Here is a 15,663-nt window from a genome sequence, read left to right on the forward strand (position 1 = left end):
GTCGGCCGCGTGGTCAGGTGGGGGAGACGAGCAGGAACTCCGCGTTCTGCACGGTCGCCCAGCGGTGCGGAATCTCGCTGTCGTACGTCAGGTACTCCCCAGCCGCAAGGGTCACGGGAGGGTGTTCGGGGCGCTGCAGCTCGACGACGCCGATGAGCACCTGGACGAACTCCGGACCGGCGTGGCGGAAGAATCCGCCATCGTCGTCTCCGACACGGCCGGTCACCCGATAGACGTGGAACTGCGCGTCCGCCCCGCCCGAGATGAGCCGCGCCCGGGAGTGCGCCGAGGCGTCGCCGACGCCGAAGTCGAGGGTCTGATCGAGTGAGGCGACCGGGGGCAGCATCCGCGACGCGGGGATCTCCAACGCGGCTGCCAGGGCGTAGACGGTCGTGAGGCTCGGCAGGATCTGACCGTTCTCGAGCTTGGACAGCATCGGCTGGGAGATGCCCGCGCGCGCTGCGAGAGCGCGCATCGATTCGCCGCGTGCCGTACGGCCGGCGCGGATGGCTTCGCCGATCGCCGCGGGAAGGTCCGGGGTGGGCGAGGATGCTTGCATCGCGTGATTCCTCTGAGTTATCGTGCTCGTGATTCCTACAAGTTATCACCCGCGACAGGACGGTGCACGTGACCAAGCAGATCATCCTCGGTGCGTTCGAGGAGTTCACGCCCAACTTCATCAGCAACGCGTGGCACCACCCGAAGAGCGACACCCGCGACTTCGCCACGCTTCCCTACTGGCAGCACATGGCCCGCGAGCTGGAGGCGGGAGGGTTCGACTTCCTGTTCCTCGCCGAAGCCCTCGGTTACCCGATGAGCGGTGACGACATTCCCGAGGTCGTCGTGCGCGAGGCGGTGCAGGTGCCCGTTCACGATCCGATGACCCTCGTCAGCGGCCTCGCCGCCACCGTCGACCGCCTCGGTTTCGTCGTCACCGCCTCGACGACCGCGCAGCAGCCCTACCTGAACGCGCGGACCTACACCTCGCTCGATCACCTCACCGCGGGACGCATCGCCTGGAACATCGTCACGAGCGACAACCAGGTCGCCCTCACGCGTCTGCTGGGCCTGCACGGCATCACCCCGCACGATGAGCGCTACCGTCGCGCGACCGAGTTCGTCGAGCTCAACCTGAAGCTGTGGGAGGGTGCGTGGGAGGACGACGCGGTCGTCTACGACAAGGCGACCCGGACGTATGCCGACCCCGAGAAGGTGCACCGCATCCGTCACGAGGGCGAGTACTTCCGGTACGACGGGTACTTCCCGGCGATCCCCAGTCCGCAACGGACGCCGCTGCTGCTGCAGGCGGGTACGTCGTCGGCGGGACGCGCCTTCGCCGGCCGATTCGCGGAGTGCGTGTTCATCCAGGATCGCGACCTCGACGTGGCCGCCCGGGTGGTCGCCGACCTGCGCGAGCGCGCCGTGGCCAATGGACGCCGCCCGCAGGACATCAAGGTCATCGATGCCGTCTCGATCATCGTCGGTGAGACGGAGGAGGAAGCCCAGCGGCTGCGCGCGGAACTCGACGCGACACCCTCGATGGAGGCCGCCGCCGCATTGTTCATGGGGTGGAGCGGTGTCGATCTCATGAGCTTCCCCCTCGACGCGACGCTCGCCGAGGTCAGCACCGAGGTGGGCAAGTCGATGCTGGGACTGTTCCAGCGCGGAGACGAGAGCCCGACCGTTCGGGAGATCCTGCAGCAGATCACGACGTCGATCGGCGGTATGCGGGTGACCGGAACCGCGCAGAGCGTGGCCGATCAGTTGCAGGAGATCGTCGACCGCACCGACATCGACGGATTCCTCATCGAGTACACCTACGGCGGCATCGCGACCTACCGCGACGTGATCGATCAGGTGGTGCCGCTGCTGCGTCAACGCGGGATGGTGCCGGAGGTGCCCCGCTCGGGCACCATGCGGGAACGGATCGTGGGGACGGGGCCGCGCCTGCCCGAATCCCACCCGGGCGCCGCGTACCGCTCGGTGCCCGCGCAGGCCTGAATCCGGTGGGTGTCGGAGCGAACGGCCCGACACCCACCGGATGGGTTCACGCGCGGGTCAGCCGATCGTCGCCCGGCGGCGTGCCAGCAGCAGACCGCCGAGGAGCATCAGCAGGCCGAGACCCGCAGCCCACGGCGTGACTCCCCCGCCCGTGGCGGCCAGCGCCACGGCGGTGCCCGTCGAGGCCGGCATCGCCGTGACCGTCACCGGGTCACCCGACGACGCCGGGGTCACCGGAGTCGAGGGGATGGCCGGATCGATGGGCGTGCTGGGGTCGGTGGGCGTGCCCGGGTCCGTCGGGTCGACTGGGTCCGTGGGGTCGACCGGGTCGGTCGGGTCGGTCGGGTCACCGGAGTTCCCCGGCGTGGAAGGCGACGTCGTCTCCGAGTCGCCGATGACCGAGATCGCGTTCCCGCCCACGGTGATCGGCAGTGAGATCGGCAGCAGCACCTGCGTGCCCCCGAGGATCGAGTCCGATCCGCCGGTGACCGCCTCGCCCCCGTTCGATCCCCCACCGGTGCCGGTGGTGGCGTTGGTGGACTGGCTGTCGCCGATGACGGAGATGGCGTTGCCGCCGACGGTCACGGGGATGTCGATGGGTGCGGTGACCTGAGTTCCACCGGCGACGCTGTCGTCTCCCGACGTGCTCGCCGCGGTGTGGTCCCCGCCGTTGCCGTTTTCGGTGGCGCCGGTGGACGCATCCGTCGACTCGCTGTCACCGAGCACCGAGATCGCGTTTCCGCCAACGGTGACCGGGAGGTCGAGCGGTGCGATGACCTGGGTGCCGCCGAGGAGGCTGTCGTCTCCGTTGGTGGTGCCTGCCGTGTCGCCGCTGCCGTTGCCGGTGGTGCCGGTGGTGGCGTCGGTGGATTCGCTGTCGCCGATGACGGAGATGGCGTTTTCGCCCACCGTCACGGGAACGTCCACCGGTGCGACGACCTGCGTGCCCCCGGTGACACTGTCGTCACCCGAGGTCATTGCCGCGGTGTGATCTCCGCTGGTGTCGTCGCCGGTGGTGCCGGCGGACGCATCCGTCGACTCGCTGTCACCGAGCACCGAGATCGCGTTTCCGCTTACCGTGACCGGCGCATCGACCGAGATGACACCCTGCGTGCCGCCCGCGACACTGTCATCCCCCGAGGTGGAGGCTTCGGGCGCCGGCTCCGACGAGCCGCCCGACGACGTCTCTGCGCCGTTGGAGTGGCTGTCACCGGCGACGGAGACGGCGTTGCCCGAGACGGTGACCGGCACCTCGACGGTGACGATCGCCTGCGCCCCGGCTGCGGCCCCGTCGTCTCCGGAGGTCGAAGCCGCCGGGGCGGGCGCAGGTGCCGCTGCGGGAGCCTGGGTGTCGGCGTCATCCGAGTGGGAATCACCGAGAACCGAGATGGCGTTGCCGGCCACGGTGACCGGTGCCTCCACGTCGAGGATGGCTTGGGTGCCCGAGAGCAGCCCGTCCTCTCCGGATGTGTCGGCGGCCTGGGCGACCCCGGCTCCGAGGAGGGAGATTCCCCCTCCGATGAGCACACCCCACAGGGCGCGCTTGATGATCGTGTGCATGACTATGACTCCTTGATTGAGGTATCGACAGCACGCCGGATGGCGTGCCGGATCGTCTGCCGCACGCGAAGAGGTGCGGCTCGATACCGTCAGTCAGGAGTCGAGTCGGTGGCGTAGATCGGCGCCCCGGGCAGAGCGTCGTCGACGAGCGTTCGCGGAGGGCCCGCGAGAAGTAGGCTGCGCCAGGTATCCCCGAGCATGCCCGCGATCGGCTGGGCACCCGACGCGGAAGCGACGCCTCCGTTGCCGCCGGCGGACACGGGCGAGCCGTACGGTGCCGTCGGAGAGGTCAGCAGACGCGCGGCGGCGGCACCGGCGACCGCGGCGGTACCCATCGCGGTGGCGATCGCAGAAGCCGCCCAGGAGCCGTCCTGGGCCCACCAGGCCGCTGTCATCGCGGCGGCGACACTCGCCACCGCCGCCACCGTAGACGCCTCCGCCGTGGCGGTGCCGACCGCGATCAGCTCAGAGACGGGCACCGCGGGAGCAGGCACCACGGGAGCCTCGAGATCGGGGATGGTGACGACCAGCGGCGGAGCAGGAGGTGCGACGGCGTCGCCGACGACCACGGTTCCGACGGTCGTGTCGATCGCGGTGGTGGTGTCGGTGATCGCTCCGGCGAGGCCAACCCCTTCGGCGACCTCACCGACGATCGGCACCTCGGAGACGAGGTCGACGACCGGGCTCGTGACGCCGGATACCGGGCCGGAGTTGACGACGGTCTCGACGGTTCCGGTGACCGCGCCGGTACCGGTGTCGACGACCTCGGTGGTGGCGGTCACGGTCTGCTTCACGGACTCGACGACCGGGGTCACGACCTCGGGAACGGCTTCGACGACGTCTGCGACCGGGGCGGGCGCCTGCTTCGCGATGGGTTCGGTGACCGTCTCCATGACCGGTGCCACGACGGTCGCGGCCGTATCGAGCGTCGTCTCCGCGACCTCGTCGACCGCGCCCGTCGCGCCCTCGACGACCGACGTGGCCGTGCCGAGCAGGCCTCCGTCGTCGTCTTCTGCGGCGCCCGCAGCGGGGATGTGCAGGAAGAATGCGGCGGCGGTCCAGAGAAGACCGAGCCCGAGGGCGAGCAGGAGGAGGCGCTGTGCGTGCGGCAGCATCCGTGCCGTCGATTCACGCATCAAGGTCACCCCCTTCGCGCCATCCCTGCTCCCCCCCCGGAGCGGCGTTGCTTGCGTCGGAGATGCCGCGGTGTGCCAGGCACGGTACTCCTGGGACGCGTACCTGTAAAGACCTTCGACGCGCGAAATCGGCGTGTCGTTCGATTGCGGAAACCACGGATTTGTGCACAGTCGCGCTTTGCGCGGCAACTCTCAACGCCAACTTCAAACACAATCTCTGTCCACAGCCCGTGGATAAAGAAAGACCAGCTCAGAAGCCATAAAAAAGTTTGAACTCACCCAGTGGTTGGGAGTTTTCCACAGGTGTTGTGCACACCCGTGTCCGAGTTGTTCTCACCCTTTCCACAGAGTTATCCACAGGCCGTTTTGCACGGGGGAGAACCTGTCTCTAGCGTGAAGTCCTGCCCATCGGGGGTGGGTGTGGATTCGTCAGCGCCGACGGCCGTGTCGGGGGTTCGTGCTCCCATCGGAACACGGGAACGGGTGCTGATCCGTTCGTCATGCCATCCCAGCGTGCGCGTCGTCCAACGGGCGGTGGTGGGGTGCTGAAGTCAATCTGGAGGGACGCCCGTGTCGATCGCCGACATCTCACCCGACCGACTTGGCGGACCCCGCGAGAACGAGCGCACGCCCCCTCATGACTTCCTCGCCGAGCAGAGCGCCCTGGGGGGCATGCTGCTGTCGAAGGATGCCGTCGCCGACGTCATCGAGACCCTCCGCGGCACCGACTTCTACGTGCCCAAGCATGAGCTGATCTTCGAGGCCATCCTCAGCCTCTACTCGCACGGTGAGCCCACCGATGTGGTCGCCGTCACCGACGAGCTCATCAAGACCGGCGAGCTGCAGCGGGCCGGTGGCGCCGACTACCTGCACACGCTCACCTCGATCGTGCCGACGGCGGCCAACGCCGGCTACTACGCCTCGATCGTCGCCGAGCGCGCCCTGCTCCGCCGACTGGTGGATGCGGGCACCCGCATCGTGCAGATGGGGTACGAGGGGCAGGGTGATCCCCTCGACCTGGTGAACAACGCGCAGGCCGAGATATACAACGTCTCGGGCGATGACACGGCCGAAGACTACGTTCCGCTGACGATCGCCGTCGACGCGGCGGTCGAGGAGATCGAGGCTGCGCGCGGTCGAGACGGTCAGATGACCGGCATCCCGACCGGGTTCTCGGGTCTCGACCAGCTGACCAACGGCCTGCACCCCGGGCAGATGATCATCATCGCCGCCCGCCCCGCGATGGGTAAGTCGACGCTCGCGCTCGACTTCGCCCGCGCCGCGGCGATCAAGCACGATATGCCCACGATCTTCTTCTCGCTCGAAATGGGGCGAAGCGAGATCGCGATGCGTCTCATGAGCGCCGAGGGTGCGATCCCGCTGCAGTCGATGCGCAAGGGAACCCTCGACAACCGCGACTGGACGACCATCGCCGCCACCCGCGGCAAGATCAACGACGCCCCGCTCTACATCGACGACAGCCCCAACATGACCCTCGTCGAGATCCGCGCGAAGTGCCGACGGCTGAAGCAGCGGGCGGGGCTGAAGATGGTCGTCATCGACTACCTGCAGCTGATGACGAGCGGTAAGCGTGTCGAGTCGCGCCAGCAGGAGGTCAGCGAGTTCTCGCGTGCGCTGAAGCTGCTCGCAAAGGAACTCGGTGTACCGGTGATCGCGCTGTCGCAGCTGAACCGTGGTCCGGAGCAGCGTCAAGACAAGAAGCCGGCCCTGAGCGACCTGCGTGAATCGGGATCGATCGAGCAAGACGCCGACATGGTGGTGCTGCTGCACCGCGAGGCCGCCTACGAGAAGGACAGCCCCCGCGCCGGCGAGGCTGACCTGATCGTCGCCAAGCACCGAAACGGCCCCACCGACACCATCACCGTCGCCTTCCAGGGCCACTTCTCCCGCTTTACCGACATGGCCCCCGAGGTCTGACGCAGCTGTAGGGATCTTTCTGAAATGTCCATTTCGCAGTTGAAATGTCCACGCGATGTCCATATGGACATTTCGGACGCCGGCCGACCGTCGCGATCATGTGGGCGGCGGTTTCACAGCGCCTCAGCTTCTCTGCTGGATCGCGGCTACGCGATGTCTCCCCTTTCACGTCTGAGTGGCCATCGGTCTGATCGGGCCATGAGCAGGATCAGTTTCGCGCGTCGCCCCCGCCCTCTGGTTCCGCGCTGCGGGCGTCATCGTCGTGGCAGGCTTCTTCGCGTCGTTGGTTACCGGTGTCTGCTGCCCCGGCGCCCCCGCCAGCGGAACATCGACGTGCGGAACGTTCGAGCGCTTGACCGCCGGGATCGACAGATCACGTGGCTCTGGCTCGCACGGACGGTCATCGTAGGCGCCATCGCGGCGCTCGAGGTGGGCGTCTTCGGTCGAGTCACCCTTGGCCGACTTCCTTGCGGGCATGGCACTGTTCGGGAGCTCGAGCGGACGCAGGGAGGTCATGAAATTGCCTTTCGCGGATAGCGGAGGCGATGAACGCTGCGTTCACCTATGGTTGGGGTCGTGGTCGCATTGCGCCCATACGATGTGCGGCGAACCCGAAAGGTGATCACCGGCTACATGAACTCGCCCCTCAACGAGCCGCCGCTCGGCGGAACCATCGACCACATCCTCTCGATCCTGCCGTCGCTCGTACCGAGCGCGCAGCGCGTCGCCCGCATCTGCGCCGAGCGACCCCACGACGTGGTCGACATGTCGGGCGCCGACCTCGCCGAAGCCGCCAACACGTCGCCGGCCACCGTCAGCCGCACCGCCCAGGCGCTGGGGCTGCGCAGCTTTCAGCACCTGCGCATGCTGCTCGTGCGTGACCTCGCCGCCGACGCCACCGCCGCGCCCGACGCACCCGCCGGCACCGAGGGCTTTCTGCGGTGGCTGGCCGAGGGGCGGGTGGGATGCTGCAGACCGCGCTCGCCTCGATCGACCCGGTCGCGTTCGACGCCGCTGCCGACGCCATCGCCCGCGCGCCGCGCCTGCTGATCTCGGGCACCGGCGCCTCGCACGCCGCCGCCCAGGCGTCGGCCGTCGCGTTCGCCGTCAACGGCCGGCCCTGCGAAGCGCCCGCTGACGGCGTGGTCGCCCACCTCACCGCCCGCGTGCTCGCCCCCGGTGATGTGTGCCTCATCGTCAGCTCGAGTGGCGCCAACTCGGTGACCCTCGCGGTTGCGGACGCCGCCGTCGACGCCGGCGCCACCGTGATCGGGGTCACGAGCTTCGCCCGTACCCCGCTCACCACCCGCGCCGACCACCTGCTCGTCGCCGGTGCGCGCTTCCAGGCGTGGGATCAAGGCATTCTCGGCAGCGGGCTCGTACAGCTGCTCGTGCTCAACGCCCTGCAGATCGCCGTCGCCGACCGCATGAGCGACGCCGCCGACCGCGCGCGCCTCGCGGTGCGCGAAGAGGTGCTCGACATCGTCGCCGACGACGGCTCCGACGCCGAGGCATCCGACGTGCCAGACGTTATCGACCACGGCGATGGGCGTTGACACTCCGTTTGCAGGAAATTCACTTTCCTCGATTGCAATAGCTCTGCAAGCGGATTTCGCGGGAAGGCCCCGGTTCGTCAGGTCGCTTGCAGAAGGCGACTCATGGGAACGATCCAGCTCTCTGGTGTCGGTCGCTCCTTCAAGAGCACCGCCGCCGTCAGTGATATCGACCTGATCATCGAAGACGCCGCCGCGCAGATCACCGAGTCCACCGGTGCCCCCTCGATGAGCGCGTCGTGCGTGATCACCGGCGGCAGCTGGTGCATGCAGGGCCTCTTCCTCTCGAACGGCGCCCAGGTGCTGAGCGATGACCGCACGACGATCGAGTTCGGCTCGGACGCCGCGATCGATACGGTCGCGACCTTCACCGAGATGTACGAGGACGGCGTGCTCACCAACGAGGACTTCACCAGCCAGTACGAGGCGTTCGCGCAGGGGAAGACCGCGATCCACGTCAACAGCTCGGCCCTGCAGGGCGCGTTCATGATGGGCGCCGAGGCCGGTGGCTGGACCCTCGACGCTCACACCCTGCCCGCGTTCGGAGACCAGGCGGTCGTGCCCACCAACTCGGGCTCGTTCCTCGCGATGTTCGCCACCGACCCCGCCAAGCAGGCCGCCGCGTGGGAGCTCATGCAGTTCATGACCAGCCCCCGCGCCTACGAGATCATCTCGACCCAGATCGGGTACCTACCGCTGCGCAGCAGCATGGCCGACGAGGGCGGACCGCTCTATGACTGGGTCGAAGCCAACCCGCTCGTGAAGCCCAACCTCGAGCAGCTCGACGCGCTCGAGCCGTGGGTGTCGTACCCCGGCGACAGCTACGCCCAGGTCGACCAGGTGCTCGCCACCGCCATCGAAGACGCGGTCTTCTACGGCGCCGACCCGGCCGCCACTATGACCGAGGCCGCCGAGCGCGCGCAGGGGCTGATCGAATGACCATCGACCTCGACCTGACGCCTTCGGCGACGGATGCCGCGGCCGCTTCGTCGCCGGATGCCGCGACCGCGGCGCCTCGTGAGCGTCGCCACGCCGTGGCCGGCCTCTACAACCTGCGCGACACCGGCGGCTACCGTGCAGCCGGCGGCACCAGCCGGTGGGGCAAGCTGCTGCGGTCAGATGCTCTGCACCGCATCGACGCGACCGGTCGCGACCGGCTGGCCGAGATCGGCGTCGCCCACATCATCGACCTGCGCGGCGGCGACGAGCGCGCCACAGCGCCGAGCGCGGTCGACGGGCTCGAGGTCACCGTGCACCACCTGCCCGTGTTCGACGACGCCGACCCGGCCGCGCAGGCCACCACGCACGTCGGACTCGTGCCCGTCTACGACCACATCGTCGACGAGCGCGGGGCGCAGCTGGTCGACGCGATCCGGGTGATCATCGCGGCTGACGACGACGACGCGGTGCTCGTGCACTGCACCGCCGGCAAAGACCGCACCGGTCTCGTCGTGGCCTTCGCGCTCGCCGCCGCCGGGGTCGACCGCGACGACGTCGTGGCCGACTACGCCGCCACCGCCGAGAACCTGCGCGGCGAGTGGTCAGACGCGATGACCGCCGTCTTCGAACAGCGCGGCATCGAACTGACCGCGGGAATGGTCGAACTCATCACCGAGAGCCCCGCCGAGGTGCTCGAGGCGCTGCTCGAGCGCATCGACCGCGAGCACGGGTCGATCAGCGCCTACCTCCTCGCCCACGGACTCACCCCCACCGAGCTCGAGCGTCTCACCGCCGTGATCATCGACCCCGCCGCCACCGCGGTCTGATCGGAAGGAACACACACCATGTCGCACATCGCGAGCCAGCATCCCGCTCCCGAGCACTTCATCCTGCATGTCTCTGACACCCACTTCGTGGGCGACGGCGACCTGCTGCACGAGCGCATCGACAGTGACAAGAACCTCGCAGAGCTGTTCGACGGCTTCACCAAGGCCAACGCCCGCCCCGAAGCGATCGTGTTCACCGGCGACCTCGCCGACACCGGCCGCCCCGACGCCTACGAGCGCCTGCGGGCCATCGTCGAGCCCGCCGCCGAGAAGCTCGGTGCCCAGGTGATCTGGGTGATGGGCAATCACGACGAGCGCGTCGCGTTCCGCCGCGGCCTGCTCGACGAGGAGGCCGACCAGTCCGAGCCCGTCGACCGCGTCTACGACGTCAACGGTCTGCGCATCATCGCGCTCGACTCGACGGTGCCCGGGCAGCACCACGGCGAGATCAGCGACGAGCAGTTGGCGTGGCTGCGCCGCGAGCTCGAAGTCCCCGCGCCCGACGGCACCCTCATCGCGCTGCACCACCCGCCCGTGCCGAGCCCGATCGGGCTCATCGCCCTGGTCGAGCTGCGCGACCAGGAGCGCCTCGCCGAGGTCATCCGGGGCACCGACGTGCGCGGCATCCTGGGCGGTCACCTGCACTACTCGACCACCAGCACGTTCGCGGGCGTGCCCGTGTCGGTCGCGTCGGCGACCTGCTACACGCAGGACCTCGCCGTCGCCTACCCCGGTGCCCGCGGCCAGGACGGCGGCCAGTCCTACAACCTCGTGCACGTCTACGGCGACCGGGTGCTGCACTCCGTCGTGCCGATCGGGCAGTTCCCGACCGTCTACGAGATGACTCCCGAGATGCTCGAGGCGTTCATGAACATGACCCCCGACGAGCAGCTCGCCGCCGTCAACGCGTCGGCGGGAGAGTAGTCAGCCCGTGAACAATAATGTCTCGTATCTACATCTCCTCGAACGGAGCAGTTCATGACGGATTCCACGCTCGGCGCAGTCTCTGCGACCGCGATCACGAACACCAGGGTCTTCGACGGACACAGTCTGAGCGCCCCCACGACGGTCGTCGTCCAGCCCGACGGGCGCATCGGTGACGTATCAGCGGATGCGGTCGTCGTCGGTGCCGCTGTCGTCAACGCGGAAGGTACGGTGCTCCTTCCTGGCCTGATCGACTGTCACATGCACCTGAAGGGGCGCGAGTCCCTCGAGACGCTCGCCACGTACGGTGTCACCACCGGCCTGGACATGGCGACATGGCCCGCATCACAGTTCCAGTCGTTGCGGGGACTGAGGGGAGTCGCTGACTTCCGCACCGCCGGCATGGCGGCGACATCTCAGGGCAGCACGCACAGCCGCATTCCGACCTATCCGGACGTCGCGCTGGTCGATTCCCCCGACAAGGCGGAGCGGTTCGTCGAGGTGCAGGTGGCAGACGGGGTGGATTACATCAAGATCATCGCCGATCTGCCCGGTCCCACCCAGGACGTGCTCGATGCACTCGTGGCTGCTGCGCACGCGCGGGGGCTCAAGGTCATCGCGCACGCAGCCCTGTACGAAGCTGTGCGTATGAGCCTCGCTGCGGGGGCCGACATGATCACCCATGCTCCACTCGACCGCGCGCTCGACGATGCGACGGCTGAGACGATGCTCGCCCAGGGCACGGTGTTCATCCCGACCTTGACGATGATGAAAGGCGTCGCCGCGAATCTCACCGCAGCGGGCGTTCCCGGTGTGAGCTATGCACACGCCCACGAGAGCACGCGCGCGATGCATGCCGCGGGCGTTCCGGTCCTGGCCGGCACCGACGCCTACATCGGGTCCTTCACACGGGCATCGCCGCCATACGGCGAGAGCATGCACGACGAAGACGCCTACATCGGGCTCCTCGAACGGGCAATGCCGCCATACGGCGAGAGCATGCACGACGAACTCGCTCTGCTCGTGGACGCCGGCCTGTCAACAGCCGAAGCGCTGCGCGCTGCCACCTCGACGGCCGCGCACGCGTTCTCACTCGACGATCGGGGGGCGATCACCCCCGGATTGCGAGCCGACCTCGTGCTGGTGGACGGCGATCCGCTCACCGACATCGCTGCCGCGCGTCGCGTTCTGCGTGTGTGGTGCGGCGGCATCGAGGTGTGAGGGCGTCCTCTCGACCGCGGTGTCACTCCACGGCGGTGTTCGCGCCGTGGTGCCACGCGAGCACCCGGTTCTCGACGACGATGAGCAGCAGGTTGAACACGTACCCGAAGATCCCGATGAGCACGATGCCCGACCACATGTCCGTGATCGCGAACGACCTCTGCGACTGAAGAACGAAGACGCCGATCCCGTTGCCTCCCGCCATCATCTCGCTCACGACGACCATGATGAGCGCGAGCGAAAGACTCGTGCGCATTCCGGCAAAGATCTGCGGAGCTGCCGCGGGAAGTGCGACCTGCAACTCGTAGCGGAACCAGTGGATGCCGTACACCCGGGCGGTCTCGCGCAGTCCGGGGTCCATTCCTCTGATTGCAGCTTCGGTATTGAGGAGCACGGGCCAGAGGCAGATGAAGGTGATCAGAATCACCTTCGCGGTGTCGTCGAGGCCCAGCACGATGATGACGAGGGGAATCAACGCGACCGCAGGGATCGCGCGCAGGAACTCGAGCACGGGTGCGAACATCGCCTGGAGGCGGTGCGCCTGACCGAGAACGAACCCCACGACCACGCCGATGACCACAGCGCCGATGAACCCGATCATCATCCTGGAAAGACTCGGCAAGACGTCGCTCGCCATCCGCGCGAAGAGCCAGTTCTCCTGGAAAGCGACTAGGGCGTGTCTCCCAAAGGTTTGGGCTGGTCGCTGGAACGCTCGGTGTGTGTCTCGAACGGAGTTGCTGACTGATGCGCAGTGGGAGCTGATTGCTCCGTTGATGCCGTCCTCGCAGGGGCGTCGTGGTCGGCCGTTCGCCGATCATCGCACCGTGGTGGAGGGCATCATCTATCGCTACCGGACCGGGATCGCGTGGCGGGACTTACCCGGGTGCTTCGGGCCGTGGCAGACGGTGTGGAAGCGGCACCGCCGCTTCAGCGGTGATGGGACGTGGGACAAGATCCACAGCGTCCTGCTGGCCCATGCCGACGCCGCCGGGCTGATCGACTGGGAAGTCTCGGTGGACTCCACGATCAACCGCGCCCATCAGCACGCCACCAACCTGCCCCGGGACACAGGGGGACCTGACGAATTACACGAATCTGCGCATCGAGCCGCCTGATCACGCCATCGGCCGCTCCCGCGGCGGCCTGTCGACGAAGATCCACCACCTGTGCGACGGGAACATGCGGCCGCTGGTGATGCTGCTCGGGCCCGGGCAGGGCGGGGACTCCCCGATGTTCGAGCACGTGATGAACGCCCTGCGGGTACCGCGCCTGGGTGGGGGCCGGCCACGCACCAGGCCCGACCGGGCGCTGGGTGACAAGGCTTACTCTTCCCGGGCCAACCGCAAGCTGTTGCGCCGGCGCGGCATCCAGGCCGTCATCCCCGAACGCGATGATCAGATCGCCAACCGCAAGCGCCGCGGCGCCAAGGGTGGTCGCCCGGTCACCTACGACACCGAGGCCTACAAGCGCCGCAACGTCGTCGAGCGCGGATTCAACATCTTCAAGCAATGGCGCGCCTTGGCCACCCGCTACGACAAACTCGCCCTGACCTATCGCGGCGGCGTCGTCCTACGCGCCATCACCATCTGGCTCAAGGCTTTAAGAGACACGCCCTAGCGCCCGGGTATTGTCGGCACGATGCCGTTGCCGCGTATCCGTTGTTGAAGGGGTGAGTATGTCTGCTGTTGTTGCGCGACTTGACGTGGACCTCACGGATATTGAGTGCATTGTGAAGGTCACGCGGCCACTGGTCGGAGTACCGGACTCCGTGAACTGGACGGAGTTGCCGTCGGGCGTCGCGAAGATCTCCGCTGACGCGACGTTGTACATCTTCGATGACGACGACGAGGGGGAGCCGGAGCGTCGTGTCATCGCGCGCGCTACTGCGTACACCGTCGACCTCGACCGGGTGGGTGACGTCGTTGACGTGTTCGATCAAGTAGGCGGCGAAGCATTCGAGATCACCGAGTCGATTCTCGGTGATGAGAACGTCTTCGAGTGGCTCGACTCCCGCGATCCGCTGGTTGGCGAGCAGGTGTCGCAGCTCGTGATCGTCGAGGGCGTCTTTGTGGAGCCACCGTACCGGGGTCAGCGCCTTGGTCCACGTCTGCTCACGACGCTGGTGGAGACGGTGACCGGCACGGGGAGGGAGACTCTCATCGTTCTCCGCGCGCAACCGGTGCCGTGGGAGCACCTGTCCGAGATCGAGTTTCGGCGCTCCCGAAAGAAGGTCGCTGCGTCGTACGAAAGCGTCGGGTTTGCGCACTTCCGGGACAACATCTATTGGCGTCACAACGCGTTCGTCGGGACCGAGAACCTCGAGGCGTGAGTCACGCCCCCGGGTATTTGGGAACCTTCAGGTCGACCTCCCCGGCCAGGTGGCGAGCGTCGTCGGGCGGGTCCAGTTGCGGCGGGCGGTGCGCTCCGTGGTGAGATCGTGCGGAGCGGCAACGATCCACACGGTCGCTTCCCGCGTCGATCAGATCCGACGAGCCCTCACTGACTATCACCACGATGGCTCACCAACGTCTACGACGAAGACAACCCGGCCGGATCCTCCACCACACCAGGGGACAGGACCATCAATCAAGAAGGGTTTCTCATGCAGTCAGCGCCTCGAGGATGAGACCGCGCACGTGATCAAAGTCGAGGTCGGCCGGAAGCTGGAGCCACGCGTTCTTCTGACCCTTGTAGTGTGTCCCGACGCCGGCGTCAACGAGAGCCGCCGTGCGCATTGGGTCAAGCTTCACCACCACCTGCCCGCCGCTGGTCATGGCGCGCACGGCGCCACTGCTGCTTCCCGAGACGATGAGACTGCCGCGGTGGTTCCGTGACACACCGTCAAGCGCAGTCATCTCGTGAGCGATCGTGTCGAACACTTCATCCCCAGTCATCACGGTTCTCCCTTCATGCGCGGTCGACGACCCCAAAGCGATCCCTACAGGTGGCCCTCAGAAGAAGTGTCCCACTCAGGCTCCTTCACGCGGAAGACCACGGCGCGCAACGCTTCGGGCGCAGAGCTGCGGATCAAGGCCGCCGGGTTACCGGCTCGCAAAACGTTGGAGGACTTCGATTGGGATGCGCAGCGGAGGGCGCTCGCAGACCAGTTCTGACGACCGACAGCAGTTCATCGTCAGCCGGTTCCTACAGATGTCACGCTCCGAGTTGTCCATTTCGCAGGGGAGATGTCTACGCGATGTCCATATGGACCTTTCGGGGCATTGGGGCGAGTCGCTTCGGTGGGATTCGCAAAAAACGTCGAGACGCCGACTGACCGGCGCTCGTAGATTCGAAGCGTGTCCTCAGTCGTCCTTCCACTCACCGCTCAGCGGCATGCGGAACGTGTGAGCCGGGCACTTCACTGGATGGAGGAGCGTCTCGAGGAGCCGGTGACCCTCGCCGAGATCGCGGCGGTCGCTGGTCTTTCGCCGCATCACTTTCACCGCGTCTTCCGTGCGGTCGTGGGTGAGAACCCGAAAGCGCACCTGCGCCGGTTGCGGCTTGAGCGAGCGGTCTACCGACTCAAAGTCAGTACGGACACGGTGCTGCACATCGCGTTGGAAT

The 15,663-nt window shown here is 67.4% G+C and carries 17 protein-coding genes; 11 read left to right on the forward strand and 6 right to left on the reverse strand.

The window, feature by feature from the left end:
- Window positions 1-13: 13 nt before the first annotated feature.
- Complete coding sequence (locus ACGG9C_RS13925; RefSeq protein WP_194384107.1) at window positions 14-559, reverse strand: helix-turn-helix domain-containing protein; 546 nt, start codon at window positions 557-559, stop codon at window positions 14-16.
- Window positions 560-627: 68 nt separating this feature from the next.
- On the opposite strand from ACGG9C_RS13925, the gene ACGG9C_RS13930 reads away from it, so the two are divergent.
- Window positions 628-2,001 (forward strand): NtaA/DmoA family FMN-dependent monooxygenase, encoded by a 1,374-nt coding sequence (locus tag ACGG9C_RS13930; protein ID WP_194384106.1) that lies wholly within the window; start codon window positions 628-630, stop codon window positions 1,999-2,001.
- Window positions 2,002-2,058: 57 nt separating this feature from the next.
- Here ACGG9C_RS13930 and ACGG9C_RS13935 read toward each other — a convergent pair whose 3' ends face one another.
- Entirely contained in the window at window positions 2,059-3,561 is a 1,503-nt protein-coding gene (locus ACGG9C_RS13935; protein WP_228480875.1) for a hypothetical protein, read from the reverse strand.
- An 89-nt stretch (window positions 3,562-3,650) separates the two neighbouring features.
- Window positions 3,651-4,700, reverse strand: a complete 1,050-nt coding sequence (locus ACGG9C_RS13940) for a hypothetical protein (RefSeq protein ID WP_390178737.1) — start codon at window positions 4,698-4,700, stop codon at window positions 3,651-3,653.
- Between the two features lie 567 nt (window positions 4,701-5,267).
- On the opposite strand from ACGG9C_RS13940, the gene dnaB reads away from it, so the two are divergent.
- The gene (gene dnaB / locus ACGG9C_RS13945) at window positions 5,268-6,635 is read left to right on the forward strand and encodes a replicative DNA helicase (protein WP_071044187.1); all 1,368 of its coding nucleotides are present in this window, start codon (window positions 5,268-5,270) and stop codon (window positions 6,633-6,635) included.
- 165 nt (window positions 6,636-6,800) lie between these two features.
- On the opposite strand, the gene ACGG9C_RS13950 is transcribed toward dnaB, so the two are convergent.
- Entirely contained in the window at window positions 6,801-7,151 is a 351-nt protein-coding gene (locus ACGG9C_RS13950; RefSeq protein ID WP_005052795.1) for a hypothetical protein, read from the reverse strand.
- A 117-nt stretch (window positions 7,152-7,268) separates the two neighbouring features.
- Between ACGG9C_RS13950 and ACGG9C_RS13955 the strand changes: the two genes are divergently transcribed.
- The 6 genes from ACGG9C_RS13955 (at window position 7,269) to ACGG9C_RS13980 (ending at window position 12,099) form a co-directional block, all read left to right on the forward strand.
- Window positions 7,269-7,685: a MurR/RpiR family transcriptional regulator gene (locus ACGG9C_RS13955; protein WP_165801295.1), complete on the forward strand. Its 417-nt coding sequence runs from the start codon at window positions 7,269-7,271 to the stop codon at window positions 7,683-7,685.
- Entirely contained in the window at window positions 7,601-8,191 is a 591-nt protein-coding gene (locus ACGG9C_RS13960) for an SIS domain-containing protein (protein ID WP_005052796.1), read from the forward strand. Before ACGG9C_RS13955 ends, ACGG9C_RS13960 begins: the two co-directional genes overlap by 85 nt.
- A 102-nt stretch (window positions 8,192-8,293) precedes the next feature.
- The gene (locus tag ACGG9C_RS13965; RefSeq protein ID WP_005052797.1) at window positions 8,294-9,127 is read left to right on the forward strand and encodes an extracellular solute-binding protein; all 834 of its coding nucleotides are present in this window, start codon (window positions 8,294-8,296) and stop codon (window positions 9,125-9,127) included.
- The gene (locus ACGG9C_RS13970) at window positions 9,124-9,954 is read left to right on the forward strand and encodes a tyrosine-protein phosphatase (protein WP_005052798.1); all 831 of its coding nucleotides are present in this window, start codon (window positions 9,124-9,126) and stop codon (window positions 9,952-9,954) included. The genes ACGG9C_RS13965 and ACGG9C_RS13970 overlap by 4 nt, the downstream gene beginning before the upstream one ends.
- Window positions 9,955-9,972: 18 nt before the next feature.
- The gene (locus ACGG9C_RS13975; protein WP_005052799.1) at window positions 9,973-10,878 is read left to right on the forward strand and encodes a phosphodiesterase; all 906 of its coding nucleotides are present in this window, start codon (window positions 9,973-9,975) and stop codon (window positions 10,876-10,878) included.
- A 54-nt stretch (window positions 10,879-10,932) separates the two neighbouring features.
- Window positions 10,933-12,099 carry an amidohydrolase family protein gene (locus ACGG9C_RS13980; protein ID WP_045245739.1) on the forward strand — a complete coding sequence of 389 codons (1,167 nt, stop codon included), beginning with the start codon at window positions 10,933-10,935 and terminating at the stop codon, window positions 12,097-12,099.
- A gap of 22 nt (window positions 12,100-12,121) precedes the next feature.
- On the opposite strand, the gene ACGG9C_RS13985 is transcribed toward ACGG9C_RS13980, so the two are convergent.
- On the reverse strand, window positions 12,122-12,703 hold the full coding sequence (locus tag ACGG9C_RS13985) for an ABC transporter permease (RefSeq protein WP_005052801.1): 582 nt from the start codon (window positions 12,701-12,703) through the stop codon (window positions 12,122-12,124).
- Window positions 12,704-12,872: 169 nt separating this feature from the next.
- Between ACGG9C_RS13985 and ACGG9C_RS13990 the strand changes: the two genes are divergently transcribed.
- Both ACGG9C_RS13990 and ACGG9C_RS13995 read left to right on the forward strand, forming a co-directional pair.
- A protein-coding gene (locus tag ACGG9C_RS13990; RefSeq protein WP_241186004.1) for an IS5 family transposase occupies window positions 12,873-13,716 on the forward strand; the annotation gives its coding sequence in 2 pieces (ribosomal slippage) (window positions 12,873-13,178 and window positions 13,180-13,716; 843 coding nt in all).
- Window positions 13,717-13,867: 151 nt separating this feature from the next.
- The gene (locus tag ACGG9C_RS13995) at window positions 13,868-14,428 is read left to right on the forward strand and encodes a GNAT family N-acetyltransferase (protein ID WP_138176231.1); all 561 of its coding nucleotides are present in this window, start codon (window positions 13,868-13,870) and stop codon (window positions 14,426-14,428) included.
- Between the two features lie 271 nt (window positions 14,429-14,699).
- Here ACGG9C_RS13995 and ACGG9C_RS14000 read toward each other — a convergent pair whose 3' ends face one another.
- Window positions 14,700-14,993 (reverse strand): hypothetical protein, encoded by a 294-nt coding sequence (locus ACGG9C_RS14000; protein ID WP_005055297.1) that lies wholly within the window; start codon window positions 14,991-14,993, stop codon window positions 14,700-14,702.
- 471 nt (window positions 14,994-15,464) lie between these two features.
- Between ACGG9C_RS14000 and ACGG9C_RS14005 the strand changes: the two genes are divergently transcribed.
- Window positions 15,465-15,663 (forward strand): helix-turn-helix domain-containing protein (locus ACGG9C_RS14005; RefSeq protein ID WP_390178738.1); only part of this gene is annotated, 199 nt, incomplete at its 3' end.

Source organism: Microbacterium sp. MTN4-26 (assembly GCF_042846595.1).
GTDB lineage: Bacteria > Actinomycetota > Actinomycetes > Actinomycetales > Microbacteriaceae > Microbacterium > Microbacterium luteum.